The sequence below is a fragment of the Pseudomonas sp. UBA3153 genome (genome assembly GCF_002364635.1).
GTDB lineage: Bacteria > Pseudomonadota > Gammaproteobacteria > Pseudomonadales > Pseudomonadaceae > Pseudomonas_O > Pseudomonas_O kuykendallii.
In genome coordinates, this window is the sequence record NZ_DEYR01000065.1 from 1 (window position 1) to 21455 (window position 21455).

The window sequence follows — 21455 nt, forward strand, 5'->3', positions numbered from 1 at the left end:
CCGTCGAAGCCCTGCACCTGCAAGCCCGGCACCTGCGCCAGCGCCCAGCGGCTGCCGGCCAGGCTGCCGAGCAGCAGCGTCAGGCCCAGCACCAGCAGCAGTACCAGGGCGAGCACTCCCCAGGCGACGCGCCTCACAGTTCGGGGCCCATGGAAAAGTGCAGGCGTACGCCGCCGTCGCCGTCCAGCGGATGCGCCAGGTCGACGCGCAACGGCCCCACCGGCGAGACCCAGCGCACGCCGAAGCCAACGCCGGTCTTCAGCGACGGCAGCTCAAGCGATGAGAACGCGTTGCCCTGGTCGACGAAGGTCGCGATGCGCCAGCGATCGGCGATCGCGTACTGATACTCGAGGCTCCCGGCGATCATGTAGCGACCGCCGATGCGGTCGCCGTCGGAGTTTTCCGGCGAGAGCATCTGGTAGTCGTAGCCGCGCACGGTCTGGTCGCCACCGGCGAAGAAGCGCAGCGACGGCGGAATCGCCTTGTATTCGTCGGTGTAGTTGCCGCCCAGTTGCAGACGCCCGAGGAAGCGGTGCTTGTCCGCCAGCGTGGTGAGGCCCTTGATCGCCCCTTCGACATGCACCAGGTCGGCGTCCGACAGCATGCCGTCCTTGGCCGCCGATACGTCGAACTGCAGGCGATAGCCGTGGCTGGGGTCGAGCCGGTTGTTGCTGCGCAACAGCGAGTAGCTGGCGCCGGGCATCAGCAGCGTGCTCAACCCGGAGTCGTCACCCAGGCGATATTCCTCGCGCTGCCACTTCACCGAGAGCACGCGCGTCCAGCCGCTCGGTCGCAGGCTGTGCCATTCCGGGCCGATGGTGAGCAGGCGGCTCAGCGAGTCGGTGTCGGCCAGTTCCTCGTATTGATAGCCGGCGGCCAGGCGCAGTTTGTCGGTCAGGGGCGCCTGGCCCGGAATGTCGTACCACAGGCCTACGTTCTGCCGCGGCGCCGAAAGCTCCAGTTCTGCGCCGTAGCTGTGGCCCTGCGGGTTCACCCAATGGCGCGTCCAGTTGACCTTGCCGCGCGGGCCGACGTCGGTGGAATAGCCGAGACCGATGCCGAAGGTGCGCGGCTTGCGCGTGGTGAGGCGTACATCCACCGGGATCTGCTCGTCGCGTGCCTGCTCGGGCGCGGCATCGACGCGCACGGCATCGAAATAGCCGCTGGTCTGCAACGCCTGGTTCAGCTCGGCGATCAGTTCGGAGTCGTAGGGATCGCCGCGCTTGAACGGCACCAGGCGTTGCAACAGGTCCTCGGACAGCGGCGCATCGCCGCCGAACTTGACCGCGCCGAGCCGGTAACGCGGGCCGCTGTCGTAGATCAGTTCGATATCGGCGAAGCCCTCGCGCGGGTCGATCAGCAGCTTCTGCCGGATGAACCGGCCGCTGAAGAAACCGAAGCGCGACGCCTGGTTCTCGATGAGCTTCTTCGCGTCTTCGTAATGGCCGTGGTCGAGTATCGCGCCGGGCTTGAGCATCTCGCGGTCGGGCAAGCGAAAGCTGGCCAGCTGCGCGGCCGGGCCTTCGACGCGGATGCTGACGTTGCGCAGCCGCACCGGCTCGCCCGGATGCACGGTGAGCACCAGGCGCGGCGGCTGGCGTTGGTCGACTTCGCTGTCGATCTGCGCGTTGTAGTAGCCAAGGGCTTGCGCGGCCTGCTGTGCCTGGGTTTCGGCGACCCGCGTGAGCTGTTCCAGCGCCTGCCGGTCACGGCCTTCCAGGCTGCCGACATAGCCCTGGATATTGCCGCGAAGCTTCGCGTTGTTCGGCTGCACGCGCACGTCCAGCTGCTCCTGCGCCAGCACCGAAGTGCTGAGCAGCGAACAGAACGATAGGCAGAAGCTGAAGCTGAAGCTGGATCGGGACATCATGGGCCGGATGCTACCATGCAAGCGGGCTCGATCCGGCAACCCTTGGTCGCGCTAACCCCTCGAATTATCGAAGATTTTCCCCTGTCGGGAGATCCGGGGCGCCGTCGTGCGCAGCGACCGGAGCGTTCGCATGAAGGAAAACGTGCTCGCGAATCGGCCCGATCGCCACTTCGCCGATCTCCTGGTAACCCTGGCGCCGATAGAACTCCAGATAGCGGGTGTTGCCGGTATCCAGTACCACGCCTTGCGACGCGCTGTCCCCGGCGCACCAGGCGTGCACGGCCTCGAGCATCTGCTCGCCGTAGTGCAGGCCCTGGCAGCGCGGATGGATGCCGATCAGCGGCAAGACGTGGAACGGGCCGGGCGGCAGGCAGGCCAGCACGGCCGCGTGGTAGTCGAGGTAACGCTGGGTGCAGCGCAATCCGGTGGTCAGCAGCATGCGCATGCGCCACACCCAGCTCTCGGTGATCTCCAGCCGGCGTTGCGGCGGCGCGATCAGCGCGACACCGATCAGCCTGTCCTCCACCAGCAGGCCGATCGCCGGCAGGTCCTCGCTGAAATGCTGGTTCACCAGTTCGCGAACGGTGGCGCGCACGCGATGGTCGTAGCCAGGGCGCTCGGCTTCGAACAGGTAGGCGAAGGTGGGTTCGTGGCGATAGGCCTGGTACAGCAGCGAGCGCGCCTCGCGTGCGTAGCCGCTGTCGAGGAAGCGCGTCGTAGCGGGCGCGGCGGGTTGGGTTGCGGGCATGGCGATCGACCTCTCTAGTTATGGTTATGGGTCTTCGCTGACGTTAGCAGCGCCATGGGCGGGCCGCCAGCGCTGGCTGGCGCGGCGCCGGATGGGCTAGCATCGGGGTTTTCCCAGGAGTCCCGCGATGAAAGTCGTTTCCTTCAATATCAACGGCCTGCGCGCACGTCCTCACCAACTGGCGGCACTGGTCGAAAAACATCGCCCGGACATCATCGGCCTGCAGGAAACCAAGGTCTCCGACGACCAGTTCCCTTTCGCCGAAGTCGAGGCGCTGGGTTACCACGTGCATTTCCACGGGCAGAAAGGTCATTACGGCGTTGCACTGATGTCCCTGGCGAAGCCGCTGGAAGTGTTCAAGGGATTCCCCGGCGATGACGAGGAATCCCAGCGGCGCTGGATCGGCGGCACCTTCGCCGACGGCGACGGCCAACCGGTCCATGTGTTCAATGGTTACTTCCCCCAGGGCGAAAGCCGCGATCATCCGGTGAAGTTCCCGGCCAAGACGCGTTTCTATGCCGACCTGCAGCGCCTGCTCGAGGAACGCTTTCAGCCCGAGCATCGCCTGTTGGTGATGGGCGACTTCAACATCTCGCCGCAGGATTGCGACATCGGCATCGGTGCCGACAACGCCAGGCGCTGGTTGCGTACCGGCAAGTGCAGCTTCCTGCCCGAGGAGCGCGAGTGGCTCGAGAAGCTCAAGAGCTGGGGGCTGGCGGATACCTTCCGGTTGCAGAATCCGACCGTGGAAGACCGCTTCAGCTGGTTCGACTACCGCAGTCGCGGCTTCGAGGACGAGCCCAAGCGCGGCCTGCGCATCGACCTGATCATGGCCTCCAGGCCGCTGCAGGAACGCATCCTCGCCACCGGCGTCGACTATGAGCTGCGCGCGATGGAGAAGCCTTCCGACCACGCGCCGGTGTGGCTCGAACTGAGCTGACCGGGGTTTTTCCCGTTGTCATATGGGCGACATGCAACTGACTTAGTCTGCCGGCACCTCCTCTCCAACAGGTGCCTGCCGTATGTCCCACGCGTCCGATCACGAAGCCGATACCTGGAGCCGCGTGCTCGGCATGCTGATCCTCGGCTTCGTCTGCTACGCCCTGCCCTGGTCGGTGTTCGCCGCCTTGCCGATCCCCGAGGGCAACGCCCCGCTGCTGCGCATCCAGGGCTCAAATACCATCGGTGCGCGCCTGGCGCCGGCGCTGGTCGAAGGGCTGATGCGCCAACAGGGTCTGCTCATGGTGCGCAGCCAGCCCGGCCCGGCGGAGAACGAGCAGCGCATATCCGCGCGCACTGCCGAGGGTCGCGAAGTGCACGTGGACATTGCCGCCCACGGTTCCAGCACGGGGTTCGTCGCCCTCCAGCAAGGCCGCGCCGAGCTGGCTGCCTCGTCCCGCCCGATCAAGGACAGCGAAGTCGCCGCACTCGCCGAACTGGGTGACCTGCGCAGCCGCTCCGCTGAACAGGTGATCGGCATCGATGGCCTGGCGATCCTCGTACACCCCGACAACGGACTGAAGAGCCTGACCAGCGAGCAACTGGCGAAGGTGTTCGCCGGCGAGATTCGTGACTGGGCGGCCCTCGGTGGCAAGGCGGGGGCGATCCATCTGTATGCGCGGGACGACAAGTCCGGCACCTTCGATACCTTCAAGGAACTGGTGCTGGTCGCCAACGGCAAGGCCCTGGCGCCGGACGCCGCGCGGTTCGAATCCAGCGACCAGCTCTCCGAGATCGTCGCCGGTGATCCGCAGGGCATCGGTTTCGCAGGGCTGGCCTCGGTGGGCAGGGCCAAGACGCTGGCGATTTCGGCCGGAGAGTCGCAAGCCATGGAACCTTCGGTCAGCCTGATCGCCACCGAGGACTATCCGCTCTCGCGCCGGCTGTTCCTTTACAACTCTCCGGAGCAGAACAACCCCTGGGTGCTGGCGCTGGTCGCCTTCGCCCACAGCGCCGCGGGCCAGGCGATCGTCGCCAAGGTCGGGTTCGTCGCCCAGGACGTGCGTGCCATGCAGGTCGCCGCTGCGCCGGCGATGCCTGCGGAGTACTTCCAGCTGGCCAGCGAGGCCCAGCGCCTGTCGGTGAATTTCCGTTTCCAGCACGGCAGTGCCCGGCTGGACAACAAGGCCCAGCGGGACATCGATCGCGTTACCGAGTACCTGCGACAGAACGACAAACTCTACAAACGCACGGTGCTGGTCGGCTTCGCGGACGACAAGGTCGACCCGCAACGCGCCTCGCTGCTGTCCAAACTGCGCGCCATGGCGGTGCGCCGCGAACTGTCGAAGGCCGGCGTGATCTTCCGTGAGGTCACCGGGCTCGGTGACGAGATGCCGGTGGCCGCCAACAGTGCAGACGAGGGACGGATCAAGAACCGTCGTGTGGAAGTCTGGGTTTACTGAGGCGCGACCGATTCAACCCGCTGTTCGGATCGCGTAGTCTTCCGCCCATCGCGCCATCTGCGGCGCGACAGGGAATCGGAATCCGCTCATGGTGGTTCGCATCGAGGTACGTGAGGAACATGGTCAACGGCTTTGGCAGGTAAGCGCCGGACGACGCTGCCTGACCTTCCAGGACGAGCGTGCTGCTCGCCATTTCGCCGCGCAATTGCAGGTCCGCCTGCAATGGCTGACGGAGCGCTCGGGCGGATCGAACACCTCCCCGCCTTCGACCCCGGAAACGCAACGGCCCGACAGCGACTGACGCTGTCGGGCCGTTTTCCAGTCAATTCCAGACTTCAGGGATGCTGGGCGACCGCCTGACGCTGGGATTGCATGGCGGCGATTTCGGCGACCACGCCACCGGCCTGGGCGATGTCGCGGCGGATCGCGCTGAGGAGCCATTCCACTCGAACCGGAGCACTCAACTGGGGCGAAGGGATCACCCGAGTGACCTGCACGCCGTCCTTCTCCAGCGACAGCAACTGGCTGCCATCCGGGCGCTGGGTAGCGGTTACGGTGTAGTCGGGAAAGGCGGAAATGATTGGCTGCAGGGAGATGGTCATTGTTCTACTCCGAAGGGGGTGGGGCCAGGACTCGCATCTTTAAAGCAGCCTTCATGCCAAATCCGCTTTACCCTTAAAGCCTTTGTTTATCAGGGGTCTGAGAGCGCTGCTTGCAGCGCCGTCATTTATTCTGCAATGCGGGGGCGAAACACTCATGCATTTTGCAGGGTCTGACGCACCGCCTTTCTCCAGGCATGAAAAAGCCCGCCGAAGCGGGCTTCATTCATCGCGGCCAGGATCAGTCGTCGCGACCGAAGATGCCGAAGATCTGCAACAGGCTGATGAACAGGTTGTAGATCGACACGTAGAGGCTGATGGTCGCCATGATGTAGTTACGCTCGCCACCATGGATGATCGCGCTGGTCTGGAACAGGATCGCCGCCGAGGAGAACAGCACGAAGCCGGCGCTGATTGCGAGCTGCAGGCCGCTGATCTGGAAGAACAGGCTGACCAGCATTGCGCCCAGCAGGACGAAGAAGCCCGCGGTGATGAAACCGGCGAGGAAGCTCATGTCCTTGCGGGTGGTGAGCACGTACGCCGACAGACCGAAGAACACCAGTGCGGTCATGGCGAATGCCGAGCTGATCACTTCAGCGCCGTTGCTCATGCCCATGTAGCGGTTGAGGATCGGGCCGAGCGTGTAGCCCATGAACCCGGTCAGGGCGAAGGTCGACAGCAATCCCCAGGCGGAGTCGCGGAGTTTCACGGTCAGGAAGAACAGCCCGTAGAAACCCGCCAGCACGATGAGGAAGTTCGGGTAGCCCACGCGCATCTGCTGCGCGACGAAAGCGACCAGACCGCTGAATGCCAGGGTCATGGCCAGTAGCCCGTAGGTGTTGCGCAGAACGCGACCGACCTCGGCCTGTTCGACTTGCACCTGACTGCTCAGGGAATATTCACGATCTTGCATGGCAACGCTCCTGTAAAAATGGGTCCTGCGGCAAGGATGAACGGATCATAGCAAAGGCCCGCCGCCTGCCAAGGCACAGTGTTTGACAGCGTGTTGCGATCCGGTACTATTGCCGCCCGCAATACCTGCGGAAGTGTGGCCGAGTGGTTTAAGGCAGCGGTCTTGAAAACCGCCGACTGTAACAGGTCCCAGAGTTCGAATCTCTGCGCTTCCGCCATTCATCTACCGCGTCTCCCTCTCCTATGTCCGCTGGTCATCCCGTTACCTGCACCGTGCTAGGTGACGCTTCGGCTTTTTGTTAAAGTGACGCGATGCTGTGAAAACGGCGTTGTGCAACGAGGTGTCGCTTGATTAGGGTCCTGGTGGTCGACGATCACGATCTGGTACGTACGGGCATTACCCGAATGCTCGCAGATATAGAAGGTCTGCAAGTCATCGGTCAGGCCGACAGCGGCGAGCTGGCGCTGAAGAAAGCGCGCGAACTCAAGCCCGACATCGTTCTCATGGACATCAAGATGCCCGGTATCGGCGGTCTGGAAGCGACACGCAAGCTGTTGCGCAGCCAGCCGGACGTCAAGGTGATCGCGGTGACCATCTGCGAAGAGGACCCCTTCCCCACGCGCCTGCTGCAGGCCGGTGCCGCCGGTTACCTGACCAAGGGCGCCGCGCTGGAGGAAATGGTCCAGGCTATTCGCCTGGTCTTCGCCGGGCAGCGCTACATCAGCCCGCAGATTGCCCAGCAACTGGCACTTAAGTCGTTCCAGCCGCAGGTCAACGGTTCGCCGTTCGACCTGCTGTCCGAGCGCGAGATCCAGATCGCGCTGATGATCGCCAATTGCCAGAAGGTGCAGAGCATCTCCGACAAGCTCTGCCTGTCGCCGAAAACGGTGAACACCTACCGTTATCGCATCTACGAGAAGCTCTCGATCACCAGCGATGTGGAATTGGCCCTGCTGGCGGTGCGCCACGGCATGGTCGACACCATCAATTGACGATGCCGCACGCGTTCGACCCCAGCGCCTTCCTCGCCCACTGCAGCGGTCGCCCCGGCGTTTACCGCATGTTCGACGTGGACGCCAAGCTGCTCTACGTCGGCAAGGCGAAGAACCTAAAGAAGCGGCTGGCCAGTTACTTCCGCAAGGTCGGCCTGGCGCCGAAGACCGCCGCCCTGGTGGCGCGCATCGCGCAGATCGAAACCACCATCACCGCCAACGAAACCGAGGCGCTGCTGCTGGAGCAGACGCTGATCAAGGAATGGCGGCCGCCGTACAACATCCTGCTGCGCGACGACAAATCCTACCCGTACGTCTTCCTTTCCAGCGAGGACGCGTTTCCTCGCCTGGGCATCCATCGCGGCGCGAAGAAGCAGAAGGGCCGCTATTTCGGCCCCTACCCCAGCGCCGGAGCGATTCGCGAGAGTCTCGGCCTGCTACAGAAGGCGTTCCTGGTCCGGCAATGCGAAGACAGCTACTACCGCAATCGCACGCGGCCCTGCCTGCAATACCAGATCAAACGCTGCAAGGGCCCTTGCGTGGGCCTGGTCGAGCCCGAGGAATATGCCGAGGACGTGCGCCATTCGGTGATGTTCCTCGAAGGGCGCAGCAACGCCCTGTCGGCCGAGCTGTCGGCGAACATGGAGCAGGCGGCGATGCGTTTGGACTTCGAGCGGGCCGCCGAGCTGCGCGACAAGGCCGCCATCCTGCGTCGCGTGCAGGACCAGCAGAGCATGGAGGGCGGCAGCGGCGACGTCGACGTGGTCGCGGCCATGGTCAACCCCGGCGGCGCCTGCGTGCACCTGATCAGCGTGCGCGGCGGGCGGGTACTCGGCAGCAAGAACTTCTTCCCGCAGGTCGCCATCGAGGAAGACACCGGCGAGGTGCTCTACGCATTCCTCGCCCAGTACTACCTGACCAACAGCGAACGCGACCTGCCCAGCGAACTGATCGTCAACGTGCTCCACGATGACTACCCGACGCTGCTCTCGGCGATCCACGAACTGCGTGGTCGCGAACTCGACATCAGCCATCGGGTACGCGGCACGCGTGCGCGCTGGCAGGCGCTGGCGGTGACCAACGCCGAGCAGGCGCTGGCGGCGCGACTGGCGAACCGGCAACACCTCAGTGCGCGCTTCGACGCCCTGGCCGAAGCGCTCGGCCTCGATGAACCGCCGCAGCGCCTGGAGTGCTACGACATCAGCCATTCCAGCGGCGAGGCGACGGTGGCGTCCTGCGTGGTGTTCGGCCCGGAAGGTCCGTTGAAGTCCGACTATCGCCGCTACAACATCGAAGGCGTCACCGCGGGCGACGATTACGCCGCCATGCACCAGGCACTGACCCGGCGCTTCAGCAAGTTGAAGGAAGGTGAAGGCAAGCTGCCGGACGTGCTGCTGGTCGACGGCGGCAAGGGCCAGCTGACGATGGCCCAGGAGGTGCTCCAGGAGCTGGCGGTGCCGGATCTGATCCTGCTCGGCGTGGCGAAGGGCGTAACGCGCAAGCCAGGCCTGGAAACGCTGTACCTGAACGATGCGGCCCACGAATTCACCCTGCCCGGCGATTCCCCTGCCCTGCACCTGATCCAGCAAATCCGCGACGAAGCGCACCGATTCGCCATCACCGGACACCGTGCGCGCCGCGGCAAGACCCGTCGCACCTCCACGCTGGAGGACGTCGCGGGCGTCGGGCCGAAGCGTCGAAGGGAGTTGCTCAAGCACTTCGGCGGCCTGCAGGAGCTGGCCCGCGCCAGTGCCGAGGAAATCGCCAAAGCGCCCGGCGTCAGCAAAAAGCTCGCCGAGTCGATTTATGCAGCCCTGCACAGCGAGTAGAATACCGCTTCACTTAGCAGCCAGTTCGCGCCGATGAATATTCCAAATTTGCTCACCGTGTTGCGCGTTCTTCTGATCCCGGTCTTCATCCTCTTCTTCTATCTGCCGTTCTCCTGGAGCTACTGGGCGTCCAGCGGCGTATTCGCCATTGCCGCGGTCACCGACTGGTTCGACGGCTATCTTGCTCGCCGCTTGGAACAGAGCACGCCGTTCGGCGCCTTTCTCGATCCGGTGGCGGACAAGCTGATGGTCGCCGTCGCCCTCGTGCTGCTGGTCGAAGAGCACGCCACGCTGTGGCTGACGCTGCCGGCTGCGATCATCATCGGTCGCGAGATCGTGGTGTCCGCCCTGCGCGAATGGATGGCCGAGCTTGGCGCCCGCGCCCATGTCGCGGTGTCCAGCTGGGGTAAATGGAAGACTGCTGCGCAGATGGCCGCGCTGATCATCCTGCTGGCCAACCCGCCGGTAATGAGCAACTGGGTGCTGCTCGGTTTCGTCCTGCTGATCATCTCCGCGGTGCTGACGCTGTGGTCGATGCTGCAATACCTGATCGCCGCATGGCCGCATCTGAGCATCAACCCTGAAAAGAAATAAACTTTTTTGAATCAAGGGGTTGACGGGGCGTTCCGAATCGCTAGAATGGCGCCCGTCACCAAGACGCGGGAATAGCTCAGTTGGTAGAGCACGACCTTGCCAAGGTCGGGGTCGCGAGTTCGAGTCTCGTTTCCCGCTCCAGTTTGTTGACGTTGACGCCGCAGTTTGCGGCGTCTTCGTTTTTGAGGCCGGTTGGCAGAGTGGTTATGCAGCGGATTGCAAATCCGTGTACGCCGGTTCGATTCCGACATCGGCCTCCATTATGAAAGCCCCGTAGATCAAGCATCTACGGGGTTTTTTCATTTCTGCTGCCCCCTATTTCGGCACGAGGGAAAATGCCTGGGCAACCTTGCCTGCACTTGCCTCGCTGTATATATTCCGCGCGTCGCCGCCAGGCGATCACGCTGTAGCGCTACCGCCCGAATGGCGAAATCGGTAGACGCAAGGGACTTAAAATCCCTCGGGGGTAACCCCGTGCCGGTTCGACCCCGGCTTCGGGCACCAAACATCACGCGGCTTCCAGCTTTTTCTTCCGAAGCCACGTCTGGTCCGCAATTATTCATCCGGTCCGCAATTTCTTTCGAATGCCTAGCTAGTCCGGTCTCGATGTCTGGTTTTTTCTTCACGAATCTTTCACCTTCACCGGCGTAGTCTTTCCTTTCACGCAAATGACTCCTTTGTGTTGCTGTGTGTTATGGCTCTTAGCCCGCCCTGTGCGGGCTTTTCTTTTTTAGGCTTTACCGAAACAACCTTCCCACGCCGCTCGCATCGCCCCTTCATGAGTGGGGATGGCGTCACTTGTTCGGGAAACGGCGCTCTTCGCCTGCAGTGGATATCGGCATGCAACACTCGATAGCTTCAGACGTATCCGCCATTGGGCGGATCAGCGCGGTGCCGGCGATCCTGCAGGTCATCGCGGAGAGTACGGGGCTGCGTTTCGTCGCGGTGGCGCGGGTCACCGAGAGTGACTGGACGGCGTGCGCGGTGCTGGATCTGCTGGGCTTCGGGCTGGAGGTCAACGACACGCTGGAAATCGCCACCACCCTGTGCGAAGAGGTACGAGGCTCCCGCGAGCCGGTGATCATCGATCACGCGAGCATGGACGAGCGTTACTGCACCCATCACACCCCGCGCCTGTACAAGTTCGAGAGCTACATCTCCTATCCGGTGATTCGCGCCGACGGCAGCTTCTTCGGCACCCTCTGCGCGCTGGATCCCCTTCCAGCCAAGCTCTCCGAGCCCCACATCGTCGCGATGATGGCGTCCTTCGCACGGTTGCTGGCGATCCAGCTGGAGGCCGAGGAAGGCTTCCAGCGCACGGAAGCCGCGCTGCTGCTGGAGCGAAAGAACGCCGAGCTGCGCGAGCAGTTCATCGCGGTGCTGGGGCACGACCTGCGCAATCCGCTGTTCGCGATCGACGCCTGTGCGGAAATGCTGATGCGCAAACCTATGGATGAACGCACCGAGCGGCTGGTGAAACACATCGTGAGCAGCAACCAGCGCGCGTCGCAGTTGGTCGAGGACGTCCTCGATTTTGCCCGCGGACGCTTGGGCGACGGAATCCCGGTGAAGCTGCGAGAGTGCCCGAACCTGGCGGACAGCCTTCGTCACGTGGTTGCCGAGATTCAGCGGATTCATTCGGAACGGGTCATCAATGCGAACATCGAGCGACTGGAAGGGTTTCGCTGCGACCCCGAGCGGATCGGCCAACTGCTTTCCAACCTGGTCGCCAACGCCATCGCCCATGGCGCGCAGGATGGAACGGTCGAGGTGAATATCGGGCGCAACGTAGGTGGCTTCAGCATCTCGGTAAGCAACCAGGGCGAGCCTATTCCGGCCTGTGTGCTCGAGCGGCTGTTCCTGCCCTACTCCCGGCCGCTCAGCGATCTGCCGCGAGCCGGTCTTGGCCTGGGGCTGTACATCGCCAGCGAGGTCGCGCGTGCCCATGGCGGCAGCCTGACGGTAACGTCGAGCCGCGAGGCCGGCACCACGTTCACCTTCCATCAGCCGCTGCAGAGCACATAGCAGAAGCCCCGCGGATGCGGGGCTTCTCGGGCTGGCTACATCGGCCCCGGATCGGGGATTGCCGCGGGGACATCGGCCTCTTCGGTAAGGTTTTCCAGTACCTCATCCGGCAATGGCTGGTCTTCGTCGATCTCGCTTTCGGTCTCGTCCAGATCGTTCAGCGGAGACTCATCGGCGCGCCACATCGGTAGCCGTGTCACCTGAGGCTGCGGTACGTAATGGATCATGGTCACCTCCAGACAATCGATGAAATCGGTCAGGCCGCCGAACCGACGAGCTGGTGAATCGATGCGTCCAGTTGCTCGAGCCTGAAGGGTTTGCTGACCAGTTGGGCATTCAGGCTCTTGAAGTTCTTCGCCGACCAGACTTCGTAGGGATGACCGCTGATGAACAGCACCTTGATCATCGGAAGTTTCTTCAGCGCAGCCTCCGCCACCATCATGCCGTTGGTGCCATCGTTCAGGCGGAAATCCGAGATGAGCAGGTTGATGTCGTCGTGTGCCTGGAGCACATCCATGGCCTGGGCGGTGTTGCCGGCGCCGTAGGCGTCATAACCACAATCGGCCAGGTGCTCCAGCAGCATGGAGAGAATATCGGGCTCGTCGTCTACGACCAGGACTGACTTGTGCAAAACAACACCTGCGAAAGGATGCGTCGGGCAATGGCGCCCGGCTTCTCATAGAGTCACTGACCGCCATTTCCAGAAAGAGTCCCGTAGTAACAGGCAATTACCGGACGAACAGCATGCGGCTTCGTAGGAACATCCTGCTCCGACGCCGGACGGGCTGACCGGATCTGCTTCCCCGATGCCGATGGGCGCTGCACGGAACGGCAAAGCACCCTATCATGGCGGCCTGTTCGTAAGCCGCGTTCGTGCCATGAAATTCGCCATCGCCCTGTTCGCTCCACCCCATGCGCCCTCCTCACGCCGGGCCCTGCGTTTTGCCGAGGCGGCACTGGCGGGCGGGCATCAGATCGTGCGGCTGTTCTTCTATCAGGACGGTGTGCACAACGCGTCCACCAATCCGGTAACCCCGCAGGACGAACTCGATCTGCCGGCCGACTGGCGGGAACTGGTCGAGCGGCACGCGCTGGATGCTGTGGTCTGCATCGCCGCGGCCCTGCGCCGTGGCGTTCTGGATGAGGGCGAGGCGCAGCGTTACCAGCGCAGCGCAAGCGTAGCCGCGCCTTGGGAACTGTCAGGATTGGGACAGTTGCATGAAGCGGCGCAGCTCGCCGATCGCCTCGTCTGTTTCGGAGGTCCGTGATGGCCAAGTCGATGTTGCTGGTCTGCAGGCAGTCACCCTGGAGTGGCAGCGGCGCCCGTGAGGCCCTGGATATCGCCCTCGCTGGCGGTGCGTTCGATCTGCCGGTCGCGCTGCTGTTTCTCGACGACGGCGTGCTGCAGCTGGCCACCGCGCAGCAGGCCGCCGCCGTCCAGCAGAAGGACCTGAGCGCCAACCTGCGGGCATTGCCGATGTTCGGTGTCGACGAACTGTACGTCGATCAGCGCAGCCTCGACGCCCGCGGCCTCTCCGCGGAGGCGCTCGACCTGCCGGTGACGCCGCTGGACGATGGGGCGTTGCGCACCCTGCTCGATCGTTTCGACCTGCTGGTGACGCTCTGATGACCACCCTGCATCTGCTTTCCCATTCGCCCTTCGGCGATGATCGGTTCGACAGCTGCCTGCGCCTGCTCGGCAGCCGCGATGGCGTCCTGCTCACCGGCGACGCCACGTACGCGCTGCGCGGCGACAGCCAGCCCGCGCGCGAGCTGGCTGCCCTGCCGAAAGGCTTTCCACTGTTCGCCCTTGACGAAGACCTTCACGCGCGCGGGGTCAGTGCGCCGGCACACTGCACGGTCGTCGACTATCCGGGCTTCGTCGAGCTGTGCGGCCGTTTCGACAAGGTGAATGGCTGGCTATGAGCAGCATCGACGTCGAAGGACGGAGCATCGCCCTGGACAAGGATGGCTATCTGGTTCGCCTGGATGACTGGTCGACAGCGGTTGCCGCCGTCCTGGCCGAGCGCGAAGGGCTGGCGCTGCAGACCGCACACTGGGAAATCCTCGACCTGTTGCGCGCCTTCTATGCCGAATTCCAGCTGTCGCCGGCCACCCGCCCGCTGATCAAGTACGTGGCGCTCAAGCTGGGCCCTGAAAAAGGCAACAGCCTGCACCTCAACCATCTCTTCCAGGGTACCCCGGCGAAACTCGCGGCCAAGCTCGCCGGGTTGCCGAAACCGAGCAACTGTCTATGAGTCAGGTTATGAATCTGGTGACGCCCGCCGAACACCCTTTCGCCCATTACGTGCGCATCCTCGGCAAAGGCAAGCGCGGCGCCCGAGGGCTCACCCGCGAGGAAGCGCGCGAGGCCATGGGCTTCCTGCTCGATGGCAAGGTGGAGGATACCCAGCTCGGTGCTTTCCTCATGCTGCTGCGGCACAAGGAAGAAAGCGCCGAAGAGCTTGCCGGGTTCACCGAGGCGGTACGTGCTCGCCTTTCGCCCCCAGCCATTCCCCTCGACCTGGACTGGCCGACCTACGCCGGCAAGAAGCGCCACCTGCCCTGGTTCCTCCTGGCTGCCAAGTGTCTCGCGCGGCACGGCGTGCGCATCCTCATCCATGGCGCCGGCGCGCACACCGCCGGGCGCCTGTACAGCGAGCAACTGCTGGAACTGCTGGACCTGCCCTGCTGCGCCAACTGGGACGAAGTGGCGCAAAGCCTCGACCACGAGTCCATTGCCTTCATTCCGCTGGGCGCCTGGATGCCGGAGCTGCAGCGAATGATCGACCTGCGCAACATCCTCGGGCTGCGGTCGCCGATCCACTCGCTGGCCCGTGTGCTCAACCCGCTGGGCGCCAGATGCGGCTTGCAGAGTATCTTTCATCCCGGATACCAAGCGGTTCACCGCGAAGCCAGCCACCTGCTGGGCGACACCTCCATCGTGGTCAAAGGCGACGGGGGCGAGATCGAAATCAACCCCGACGCCGCCTCGCACCTCTTCGGTACCGCGAACGGCGAAAACTGGGATGAGGATTGGCCGGCGCTGTCGGCGCTCCGCCACGTCAAGCCGGAGCGCCTGGACCCCGCCCATCTGAAGGCCTTCTGGCTGGGCGAAGTGGAAGACAGTTACGGCCAATTGGCGGTGCTGGCGACCATTGCCCTGGGCTTGCGCGCCCTCGGTCGCACGCGCGACGAGGCCTTCGCCCAGGCGAAAACCTGCTGGGAAACCCGCAATCCATCGATTTAGCCGATTCGTATGGGCAGTAAGTTGCGCCATTCGATTGAACCTATGCCGGTAGACTCCTCTCCAATCTGAAATTGGCGAGGATGTGACGATGGGGCTTTTGATCGACGGGCGCTGGCATGACCAGTGGTACGAGAACGGCGAGGACGGCCGTTTCAAACGCGAGATGGCCCAGCGCCGCAACTGGATCACCGCAGACGGCGAAGCCGGCCCAAGCGGCAAACCGGGTTTCGCGGCCGAAGCCGGGCGCTATCACCTCTACGTTTCGCTGGCCTGCCCCTGGGCTCACCGCACGCTGATCATGCGCAGGCTCAAGGACATCGGCGGACTGATCGACGTCTCTGTCGTCGGATGGTTGATGGCCGAGCAGGGTTGGACCTTCGATCGCGCCTACGGCTCCACCGGCGACCCGCTGGACGGCCTGGACTTCCTGCATCAGCGCTACACGCGTGACGACCCGAAGTACAGCGGCCGGGTGACCGTGCCCCTGCTATGGGATAAGCAGCGCGCGGAGATCGTCAGCAACGAATCATCCGAGATCATCCGTATGTTCAATAGCGCGTTCGGCGGACTGACCGGCAACACGCTGGATTTCTATCCGCAGGCGTTGCGGGCGGAAATCGACGCGCTCAACGGGCGGATCTATCCGGCGGTCAACAACGGTGTCTATCGCGCCGGGTTCGCCACCACACAGAAAGCCTACTCGGAAGCCTTCGCCGAGTTGTTCGACGAACTCGACCGCCTCGACACCTTGCTGGGCGAACGCCGCTACCTGGCCGGTGAATACCTCACCGAGGCCGACCTGCGGCTGTTCACCACGATGATTCGCTTCGACGCCGTCTACCACGGTCACTTCAAGTGCAACCGTCTGCGCATCGAGGACTACCCGAATCTGTCCAACTGGCTGCGCGAGCTGTACCAGTGGCCGGGGATCGCCGATACCGTCGACTTCACCCACATCAAGGGGCATTACTACGCCAGTCACAAGACCATCAATCCGACCGGCATCATTCCGGACGGCCCCGCGCTGGACTTCATACGCCCGCACGACCGCGAGCGGTTGCCAGGCAAGGGGGTCTGGCAGGCGTAAGACGCCTTCAGGCGTCGGCGGCGGCACCTTCGAACCAGGCCAGCTTCTCATGCAGCCGTACCACTTCGCCAACGATGATCAGGGTCGGCGCATGGACCTCATGGGCCGCGACCAGTCCAGGCAAGTCCGCCAGCGTGCCGGTGAACACCCGCTGTGCGGCGGTGGTGCCCTGCTGTACCAGCGCCGCCGGCGTACTCGACGCACACCCATGCGCGATCAGCCGCTCGCAGATCACCGGTAGCCCGACCAGGCCCATGTAGAACACCAGCGTCTGTCCGGGCGAGGTCAGGTCGGCCCAGGGCAGGTCGTAGCTGTCGTCCTTCAGGTGTCCGGTGACGAAGCGCACCGACTGCGCGTAGTCGCGGTGGGTGAGCGGGATTCCGGCGTAGGCCGCGCAGCCGCTGGCGGCGGTGATGCCGGGCACCACCTGGAACGGAATGCCGCGCGCCGCCAGGCCTTCGATTTCCTCGCCGCCACGACCGAAGATGAACGGATCGCCACCCTTGAGGCGAAGCACCCGTTTGCCCTCTTCCGCCAGCTCGATGAGCATCTGGTTGATGCGTTCCTGGGTCACCGCATGCTCGGCGCGACGCTTGCCGACATAGATGCGCTCGGCATCGCGGCGGCAAAGCTCGACGATCGCCGGGGCAACGAGTCGGTCGTAGAGCACCACATCGGCCTGCTGCATGAGACGCAGGGCGCGGAAGGTCAGCAGATCCGGATCGCCCGGGCCGGCGCCGACCAGGTACACCTCCCCGCCCGCCGGCTCGGGCGCACCGGCCAACCGGTTTTCCAGCAGGCGCTGGGCTTCATCGCCCTGCCCGGCCAGCACGCGTTCGGCGATCGGCCCTTGGAGTACGTCTTCCCAGAACACCCGGCGCTCGCGGACGCTGGGAAACAGCGTCTTCACCCGCGAGCGGAACCGTTTGGCCAGGCCGGCCAGCTCGCCGTAGCGCGCCGGAATCCAGGTCTCGATGCGGGCGCGGATCAGCCGTGCCAGCACCGGGGCGTCGCCGCCGCTGGACACCGCGACGATCAGCGGCGAGCGGTCGACGATGGCGGGAAAGATCACACTGCACAACGCCGGGGCGTCCACCACATTGACCGGAATACCCAGCGCCTTGGCTTCACTGGATATCCGCGCGTTCAGCATCTCGTCGTCAGTGGCCGCGATGACCAGGCAGGCGCCCTGCAGATCAACGCTCGCATAGCCGCGAAGATGTGCGCCCCGGCCAGCTAGCGCTCGCAGCTCGGGGACGATCTCCGGCGCAACGACGCGCAGCGACGCGCCGGCATCGGCGAGCAGACGCGACTTGCGCAGCGCCACCTCGCCACCGCCGACGAGCAGCACGCAACGGCCCTGGAGGTTATGGAAAAGCGGGAGATAGTCCATGGCGGCCTGCGAGAGAGACGCGACGAGTCAGGAGCGTCGCCGGATACGCGTATCCGGCGACGGAATCATCAACCGATGAGGTCGATACCGCCCATGTAGGGCTTGAGCACTTCGGGCACGCGGATCGAACCGTCGGCCTGCTGGTAGTTCTCCAGCACCGCCACCAGCGTCCGCCCGACGGCAAGGCCGGAGCCGTTGAGCGTGTGCAGCAGCTCGGGCTTGCCGGTTTCCGGGTTGCGATAGCGCGCCTGCATGCGGCGCGCCTGGAAGTCGCCGCAGTTCGAGCACGAGGAAATCTCGCGGAACTTGTCCTGGCTCGGCACCCAGACTTCCAGGTCGTAGGTCTTGGTAGCGCCGAAGCCCATGTCACCGGTGCAGAGTGCGAGCACGCGGTACGGCAGTTCGAGCAGCTGCAGGACGCGCTCGGCGTTGGCCGTCAGGTTCTCCAGCGCCTCGTAGGAGGTGGCGGGGTCGACGATCTGCACCATTTCGACCTTGTCGAACTGGTGCTGGCGGATCATCCCGCGGGTATCGCGGCCCGACGCGCCGGCCTCGCTGCGGAAGCAGGGCGTGTGGGCGACGAATTTCAGCGGCAGCAGCTTCGGATCGAGGATCTGCCCGGCGACGATGTTGGTCAGCGAGACTTCGGCGGTCGGGATCAGGTACAGGTCGGCCTGGTCCTCACGAGCGATGCGAAACAGGTCTTCCTCGAACTTCGGCAACTGGCCGGTACCCTGCAACGCCGAGGCCTGCACCAGATAAGGCGTGTAGGCCTCCTCGTAACCGTGCTCGGCGGTGTGCAGGTTGATCATGAACTGCGCCAGGGCGCGGTGCAGCCGGGCGATCGGCCCGCGCAGCAGGGCAAAGCGCGCGCCGGAAAGCTTGGCGGCCGTCTCGAAATCCAGCCAGCCATGCCGTTCGCCGAGACTCACGTGGTCCTGCACCGGGAAATCGAAGACCTTCGGCGTACCCCAGCGGCGCACTTCGACGTTGCCCTCCTCGTCCGCGCCGACCGGCACGGATTCATGCGGAAGGTTGGGGATGCCCAACAGCAGGTTGTCCAGTTCCAGCTGGATGCCGTCCAGCTCGCGCTTGCCCTCGTCCAGCTCGCCGCCCATGCGATCGACCTCGGCCAACAGCGGCGCGATGTCCTCACCGCGCTGCTTCGCCTGGCCGATGCTCTTGGAGCGGGCATTGCGCTCGGCCTGCAGTTGTTCGGTGCGGGTCTGGACGCTCTTGCGCTGGGCTTCGAGCGCTTCGATACGCGTGACGTCCAACGAATAGCCACGCGTGGCCAGGCGTGCGGCGACGTCGTGTAGTTGGCTGCGTATCAACTTGGAATCGAGCATGTGCAAATCTCAGCTGGAACCTAAAGGAGGACGCCGGCGGTCGCCGGCGAAAGGAATTCAAAGGCGTGCGAAGGATAAACCGGCCCAGACCGCTAATAAACCGCCGAGGATGCTGCAGCCCAGGTAACCGACGGCGAGGCCCGTCTGGCCGCCCTCGAACAACCGTACCACTTCCATGCTGAACGAGGAAAAGGTGGTCAGGCCGCCGAGTACGCCGACGGTGAGGCCAAGGCGCAGCTCCAAGGGCAGGTCGGTGCGGATCAGGAACAGGCCGTACAGGTAGCCGATGGCGAGGCAGCCGACGATGTTCACCGCGAAGGTGCCGAGAAAGTAGTGACGCGGCCAGTGGCTGACCATCCAGGCCGAGGTCAGGAAACGGGCGACCGAGCCCAGCGCACCGCCCAGGGCAACGGCGAGGATCAGGCGGATCATGGCTTTCTCCGTTGTCGGGCGCTGGCCCGGTCCAGTGCCGTGAGGTGATCGAGCTTGTCGCGAATCTTGCTTTCCAGGCCACGCGGCACCGGCCGGTAGTATTGGCGCGGTTGCATGTCTTCGGGGAAATAGTCCTCACCCGCGGCGTAGGCGTCCGGCTCGTCGTGGGCGTAGCGGTATTCCTCGCCGTAGCCCAACTGCTTCATCAGCTTGGTCGGCGCATTGCGCAAGTGCAGCGGCACCTCGTGCGAGCCGTTCTCGGCGACATCGCGCATGGCGGCGTTGAAGCCCGTGTAGACCGCGTTGCTCTTCGGCGCGCAGGCCAGATAGACGATCGCCTGGGCGATCGCCAGCTCGCCTTCGGGACTGCCAAGGCGCTCCTGGACGTTCCAGGCGTCGAGGCACAGCGCCAGCGCGCGCGGATCGGCATTGCCGACCTCTTCGCTCGCCATGCGCACGACCCGCCGCGCCAAGTACAGCGGATCGCAACCGCCATCGATCATCCGGGCGAACCAGTACAGCGCCGCGTCCGGGTTGGAGCCGCGCACCGACTTGTGCAGCGCGGAAATCTGGTCGTAGAAGGCTTCTCCGCCCTTGTCGAAGCGTCGCCGGCTGTCGCCGAGCAGGCTCTGCAGCAGGCTCACGCCGATCTCGCCGTCGTCCTCGGCGAGGTCGGAGGCGTTTTCCAGCAAGTTGAGCAGCCGTCGACCATCGCCGTCGGCCGCGGCCAGGAGAATCTGGAAGCTTTCCTCGGGCAGGCTCAGGTGGCGCTGTCCGAGCCCCTTGTCCTCACCCAGCGCACGCTCCACCAGCTTGCGCATCGCCGCTTCGTCGAGACTCTTGAGCACGTAGACCCGCGCCCGCGAGAGCAGCGCGTTGTTGAGCTCGAACGAGGGATTTTCCGTGGTCGCGCCGATGAAGATCAGCGTGCCGTCCTCCACGTACGGGAGAAAGGCGTCCTGCTGGCTCTTGTTGAAACGGTGCACTTCGTCGACGAAGAGTATGGTCCGGCGACCGTACTGCGCGGCCTGCTGCTTGGCCATCTCGACCGCCTGGCGAATTTCCTTGACCCCGGAAAGCACCGCCGAAATCGTCTCGAAATGCGCTTCCGAGACCTGCGCCAGCAGTCGCGCCAGCGTGGTCTTGCCGACACCCGGCGGGCCCCAGAAGATCATCGAGTGCAGCGCGCCCTGCTCCAGCGCCTCGCGCAGCGGCTTGCCGCGCGCCAGAAGGTGCTCCTGACCGACGTACTCGTCCAGCGTGGCAGCGCGTAAACGCGCAGCCAGCGGCTGGGCTACCGGGTCAGAGCGGAACAGGTCCATGGGAAACGCGCGAGCCTCTTATTCCTGAATGACGTCGGCGCCTTCGGGAATCTTGAAGTCGAATTGCCCGGCGTCGATCGGCTGATTCATTTTCACGCCGAGGAACAGGATGTTGGTGCGCTGGCCAACGCTGTCGATCAGCTGCATATCGTTGATGGTGCCGTTGCGGAAAGACACGCGCAGGTTGTCGAACAGCGTGTCCTTGGCCTTGGGTTTGAGCACGAAATCGACCACGCCGCCGGCTTCCTTGTGGCTGATCTCGAAGTTCTCGCTGATCTGCGAGACGTCGCCGGACAGCAGCAGCGCGGGCGTGTGGGTCAGGCGCTGGTCGAGCTTCTGCACGGTGACCTGCTGCAGGTCCGGGTCGTACAGCCAGACCTTCTCGCCATTCGAGACCAGCAGTTGCTCCTGCGGCGCATCGGTGTGCCAGCGGAACAGCCCCGGACGTTTCAACGCCAGCTCGCCGGCGGTTTCCTGCAGGTTGGCGCCGGAGGCGTCGAGGGTCAGCTGGGTGAAGCGCGAGGTCAGGGTCTGCGCCTGCTGGAGCAGTTCGGTCAGGCGCTTCACCGACGCATCCTGGTCGGCGTGGGCCGGCATAGCGGCGAAACCCAGCAGGGACAGCAACAGCACGCGAAACAGGCGCATGGAAA

At 64.4% G+C, this 21455-nt stretch carries 24 protein-coding genes and 4 tRNA genes; 17 read left to right on the forward strand and 11 right to left on the reverse strand.

The genetic code is table 11. From position 1 onward, the window contains the following. Nucleotides 1–133: 133 nt before the first annotated feature. The gene (locus tag B2X67_RS15470; protein ID WP_286786058.1) at nt 134–1867 is read right to left on the reverse strand and encodes an autotransporter assembly complex protein TamA; all 1734 of its coding nucleotides are present in this window, start codon (nt 1865–1867) and stop codon (nt 134–136) included. Between the two features lie 67 nt (nt 1868–1934). Then, entirely contained in the window at nt 1935–2618 is a 684-nt protein-coding gene (locus B2X67_RS15475; protein WP_286786039.1) for a GNAT family N-acetyltransferase, read from the reverse strand. Between the two features lie 127 nt (nt 2619–2745). Here B2X67_RS15475 and xthA point away from each other — a divergent pair, with 127 nt between their 5' ends. The 3 genes from xthA (at nt 2746) to B2X67_RS15490 (ending at nt 5321) form a co-directional block, all read left to right on the forward strand. Then, complete coding sequence (gene xthA, locus B2X67_RS15480) at nt 2746–3558, forward strand: exodeoxyribonuclease III (protein WP_286786040.1); 813 nt, start codon at nt 2746–2748, stop codon at nt 3556–3558. Nucleotides 3559–3640: 82 nt separating this feature from the next. Then, nucleotides 3641–5020, forward strand: coding sequence for a phosphate ABC transporter substrate-binding/OmpA family protein (locus B2X67_RS15485; RefSeq protein WP_286786041.1), 1380 nt, complete (start codon nt 3641–3643; stop codon nt 5018–5020). Nucleotides 5021–5108: 88 nt separating this feature from the next. Next, nucleotides 5109–5321: a hypothetical protein gene (locus B2X67_RS15490; RefSeq protein ID WP_286786042.1), complete on the forward strand. Its 213-nt coding sequence runs from the start codon at nt 5109–5111 to the stop codon at nt 5319–5321. Nucleotides 5322–5355: 34 nt separating this feature from the next. Here the strand turns inward: B2X67_RS15490 and B2X67_RS15495 are convergent, their stop codons facing one another. After that, nucleotides 5356–5622 (reverse strand): DUF3509 domain-containing protein, encoded by a 267-nt coding sequence (locus tag B2X67_RS15495; RefSeq protein WP_273230656.1) that lies wholly within the window; start codon nt 5620–5622, stop codon nt 5356–5358. A gap of 238 nt (nt 5623–5860) precedes the next feature. After that, the gene (locus B2X67_RS15500; RefSeq protein WP_286786043.1) at nt 5861–6532 is read right to left on the reverse strand and encodes a Bax inhibitor-1/YccA family protein; all 672 of its coding nucleotides are present in this window, start codon (nt 6530–6532) and stop codon (nt 5861–5863) included. Between the two features lie 129 nt (nt 6533–6661). On the opposite strand from B2X67_RS15500, the gene B2X67_RS15505 reads away from it, so the two are divergent. From B2X67_RS15505 to B2X67_RS15540, 8 genes are all read left to right on the forward strand, one after another. Continuing rightward, nucleotides 6662–6749 (forward strand) — tRNA-Ser (locus B2X67_RS15505). 130 nt (nt 6750–6879) lie between these two features. Further along, on the forward strand, nt 6880–7524 hold the full coding sequence (uvrY, locus tag B2X67_RS15510; protein ID WP_090230834.1) for a response regulator transcription factor GacA: 645 nt from the start codon (nt 6880–6882) through the stop codon (nt 7522–7524). 2 nt (nt 7525–7526) lie between these two features. Then, the gene (gene uvrC / locus B2X67_RS15515) at nt 7527–9353 is read left to right on the forward strand and encodes an excinuclease ABC subunit UvrC (RefSeq protein ID WP_273230754.1); all 1827 of its coding nucleotides are present in this window, start codon (nt 7527–7529) and stop codon (nt 9351–9353) included. Nucleotides 9354–9386: 33 nt separating this feature from the next. Then, complete coding sequence (pgsA, locus tag B2X67_RS15520) at nt 9387–9947, forward strand: CDP-diacylglycerol--glycerol-3-phosphate 3-phosphatidyltransferase (RefSeq protein ID WP_090230839.1); 561 nt, start codon at nt 9387–9389, stop codon at nt 9945–9947. A gap of 65 nt (nt 9948–10012) precedes the next feature. Then, nucleotides 10013–10088: transfer RNA gene (locus tag B2X67_RS15525), tRNA-Gly, on the forward strand. A gap of 45 nt (nt 10089–10133) precedes the next feature. Continuing rightward, nucleotides 10134–10207, forward strand: a tRNA-Cys gene (locus B2X67_RS15530). Between the two features lie 157 nt (nt 10208–10364). After that, nucleotides 10365–10451 (forward strand) — tRNA-Leu (locus tag B2X67_RS15535). 336 nt (nt 10452–10787) lie between these two features. Continuing rightward, the gene (locus B2X67_RS15540) at nt 10788–11972 is read left to right on the forward strand and encodes a GAF domain-containing sensor histidine kinase (protein ID WP_273230653.1); all 1185 of its coding nucleotides are present in this window, start codon (nt 10788–10790) and stop codon (nt 11970–11972) included. A gap of 35 nt (nt 11973–12007) precedes the next feature. On the opposite strand, the gene B2X67_RS15545 is transcribed toward B2X67_RS15540, so the two are convergent. Both B2X67_RS15545 and B2X67_RS15550 read right to left on the reverse strand, forming a co-directional pair. Beyond that, nucleotides 12008–12199: a hypothetical protein gene (locus tag B2X67_RS15545; RefSeq protein WP_273230651.1), complete on the reverse strand. Its 192-nt coding sequence runs from the start codon at nt 12197–12199 to the stop codon at nt 12008–12010. 29 nt (nt 12200–12228) lie between these two features. Continuing rightward, nucleotides 12229–12603, reverse strand: coding sequence for a response regulator (locus B2X67_RS15550; protein ID WP_273230649.1), 375 nt, complete (start codon nt 12601–12603; stop codon nt 12229–12231). A 247-nt stretch (nt 12604–12850) separates the two neighbouring features. Here B2X67_RS15550 and tusD point away from each other — a divergent pair, with 247 nt between their 5' ends. The 6 genes from tusD to B2X67_RS15580 all read left to right on the forward strand — a co-directional run bounded on the left by tusD (nt 12851) and on the right by B2X67_RS15580 (nt 16309). After that, complete coding sequence (gene tusD, locus B2X67_RS15555; protein WP_273230647.1) at nt 12851–13240, forward strand: sulfurtransferase complex subunit TusD; 390 nt, start codon at nt 12851–12853, stop codon at nt 13238–13240. After that, nucleotides 13240–13599, forward strand: a complete 360-nt coding sequence (gene tusC, locus B2X67_RS15560; RefSeq protein WP_273230645.1) for a sulfurtransferase complex subunit TusC — start codon at nt 13240–13242, stop codon at nt 13597–13599. Before tusD ends, tusC begins: the two co-directional genes overlap by 1 nt. Then, nucleotides 13599–13898, forward strand: coding sequence for a sulfurtransferase complex subunit TusB (gene tusB / locus B2X67_RS15565; protein ID WP_273230643.1), 300 nt, complete (start codon nt 13599–13601; stop codon nt 13896–13898). The genes tusC and tusB overlap by 1 nt, the downstream gene beginning before the upstream one ends. Next, the gene (locus B2X67_RS15570) at nt 13895–14230 is read left to right on the forward strand and encodes a TusE/DsrC/DsvC family sulfur relay protein (RefSeq protein WP_273230641.1); all 336 of its coding nucleotides are present in this window, start codon (nt 13895–13897) and stop codon (nt 14228–14230) included. Before tusB ends, B2X67_RS15570 begins: the two co-directional genes overlap by 4 nt. A gap of 8 nt (nt 14231–14238) precedes the next feature. Then, a complete protein-coding gene (locus tag B2X67_RS15575) occupies nt 14239–15222 on the forward strand; it encodes a glycosyl transferase family protein (protein ID WP_273230639.1) in 984 nt (327 codons plus the stop codon). Nucleotides 15223–15310: 88 nt separating this feature from the next. Next, complete coding sequence (locus B2X67_RS15580) at nt 15311–16309, forward strand: glutathione S-transferase family protein (RefSeq protein WP_286786044.1); 999 nt, start codon at nt 15311–15313, stop codon at nt 16307–16309. Between the two features lie 7 nt (nt 16310–16316). Here the strand turns inward: B2X67_RS15580 and cysG are convergent, their stop codons facing one another. From cysG to lolA, 5 genes are all read right to left on the reverse strand, one after another. Further along, nucleotides 16317–17702 (reverse strand): siroheme synthase CysG, encoded by a 1386-nt coding sequence (gene cysG / locus B2X67_RS15585; RefSeq protein WP_286786045.1) that lies wholly within the window; start codon nt 17700–17702, stop codon nt 16317–16319. A gap of 68 nt (nt 17703–17770) precedes the next feature. Then, nucleotides 17771–19051, reverse strand: coding sequence for a serine--tRNA ligase (gene serS / locus B2X67_RS15590; RefSeq protein ID WP_286786046.1), 1281 nt, complete (start codon nt 19049–19051; stop codon nt 17771–17773). 57 nt (nt 19052–19108) lie between these two features. Then, nucleotides 19109–19483 carry a fluoride efflux transporter CrcB gene (gene crcB / locus B2X67_RS15595; protein ID WP_273230633.1) on the reverse strand — a complete coding sequence of 125 codons (375 nt, stop codon included), beginning with the start codon at nt 19481–19483 and terminating at the stop codon, nt 19109–19111. Next, on the reverse strand, nt 19480–20805 hold the full coding sequence (locus tag B2X67_RS15600; protein WP_273230631.1) for a replication-associated recombination protein A: 1326 nt from the start codon (nt 20803–20805) through the stop codon (nt 19480–19482). The genes crcB and B2X67_RS15600 overlap by 4 nt, the downstream gene beginning before the upstream one ends. 18 nt (nt 20806–20823) lie before the next feature. Beyond that, nucleotides 20824–21450, reverse strand: coding sequence for an outer membrane lipoprotein chaperone LolA (lolA, locus tag B2X67_RS15605; RefSeq protein ID WP_090230928.1), 627 nt, complete (start codon nt 21448–21450; stop codon nt 20824–20826). Nucleotides 21451–21455: the final 5 nt, after the last annotated feature.

Excerpts from the sequence above, each read along its gene's own strand:
- B2X67_RS15470 (WP_286786058.1), bottom strand. The coding sequence starts at position 1,867 with ATGTCCCGATCCAGCTTCAGCTTCAGCTTCTGCCTATCGTTCTGTTCG.
- B2X67_RS15475 (WP_286786039.1), bottom strand. The coding sequence starts at position 2,618 with ATGCCCGCAACCCAACCCGCCGCGCCCGCTACGACGCGCTTCCTCGAC.
- xthA (WP_286786040.1), top strand. The coding sequence starts at position 2,746 with ATGAAAGTCGTTTCCTTCAATATCAACGGCCTGCGCGCACGTCCTCAC.
- B2X67_RS15485 (WP_286786041.1), top strand. The coding sequence starts at position 3,641 with ATGTCCCACGCGTCCGATCACGAAGCCGATACCTGGAGCCGCGTGCTC.
- B2X67_RS15490 (WP_286786042.1), top strand. The coding sequence starts at position 5,109 with ATGGTGGTTCGCATCGAGGTACGTGAGGAACATGGTCAACGGCTTTGG.
- B2X67_RS15495 (WP_273230656.1), bottom strand. The coding sequence starts at position 5,622 with ATGACCATCTCCCTGCAGCCAATCATTTCCGCCTTTCCCGACTACACC.
- B2X67_RS15500 (WP_286786043.1), bottom strand. The coding sequence starts at position 6,532 with ATGCAAGATCGTGAATATTCCCTGAGCAGTCAGGTGCAAGTCGAACAG.
- uvrC (WP_273230754.1), top strand. The coding sequence starts at position 7,527 with ATGCCGCACGCGTTCGACCCCAGCGCCTTCCTCGCCCACTGCAGCGGT.
- pgsA (WP_090230839.1), top strand. The coding sequence starts at position 9,387 with ATGAATATTCCAAATTTGCTCACCGTGTTGCGCGTTCTTCTGATCCCG.
- B2X67_RS15540 (WP_273230653.1), top strand. The coding sequence starts at position 10,788 with ATGCAACACTCGATAGCTTCAGACGTATCCGCCATTGGGCGGATCAGC.
- B2X67_RS15545 (WP_273230651.1), bottom strand. The coding sequence starts at position 12,199 with ATGATCCATTACGTACCGCAGCCTCAGGTGACACGGCTACCGATGTGG.
- tusD (WP_273230647.1), top strand. The coding sequence starts at position 12,851 with ATGAAATTCGCCATCGCCCTGTTCGCTCCACCCCATGCGCCCTCCTCA.
- tusC (WP_273230645.1), top strand. The coding sequence starts at position 13,240 with ATGGCCAAGTCGATGTTGCTGGTCTGCAGGCAGTCACCCTGGAGTGGC.
- tusB (WP_273230643.1), top strand. The coding sequence starts at position 13,599 with ATGACCACCCTGCATCTGCTTTCCCATTCGCCCTTCGGCGATGATCGG.
- B2X67_RS15570 (WP_273230641.1), top strand. The coding sequence starts at position 13,895 with ATGAGCAGCATCGACGTCGAAGGACGGAGCATCGCCCTGGACAAGGAT.
- B2X67_RS15575 (WP_273230639.1), top strand. The coding sequence starts at position 14,239 with ATGAATCTGGTGACGCCCGCCGAACACCCTTTCGCCCATTACGTGCGC.
- B2X67_RS15580 (WP_286786044.1), top strand. The coding sequence starts at position 15,311 with ATGGGGCTTTTGATCGACGGGCGCTGGCATGACCAGTGGTACGAGAAC.
- cysG (WP_286786045.1), bottom strand. The coding sequence starts at position 17,702 with ATGGACTATCTCCCGCTTTTCCATAACCTCCAGGGCCGTTGCGTGCTG.
- serS (WP_286786046.1), bottom strand. The coding sequence starts at position 19,051 with ATGCTCGATTCCAAGTTGATACGCAGCCAACTACACGACGTCGCCGCA.
- crcB (WP_273230633.1), bottom strand. The coding sequence starts at position 19,483 with ATGATCCGCCTGATCCTCGCCGTTGCCCTGGGCGGTGCGCTGGGCTCG.
- B2X67_RS15600 (WP_273230631.1), bottom strand. The coding sequence starts at position 20,805 with ATGGACCTGTTCCGCTCTGACCCGGTAGCCCAGCCGCTGGCTGCGCGT.
- lolA (WP_090230928.1), bottom strand. The coding sequence starts at position 21,450 with ATGCGCCTGTTTCGCGTGCTGTTGCTGTCCCTGCTGGGTTTCGCCGCT.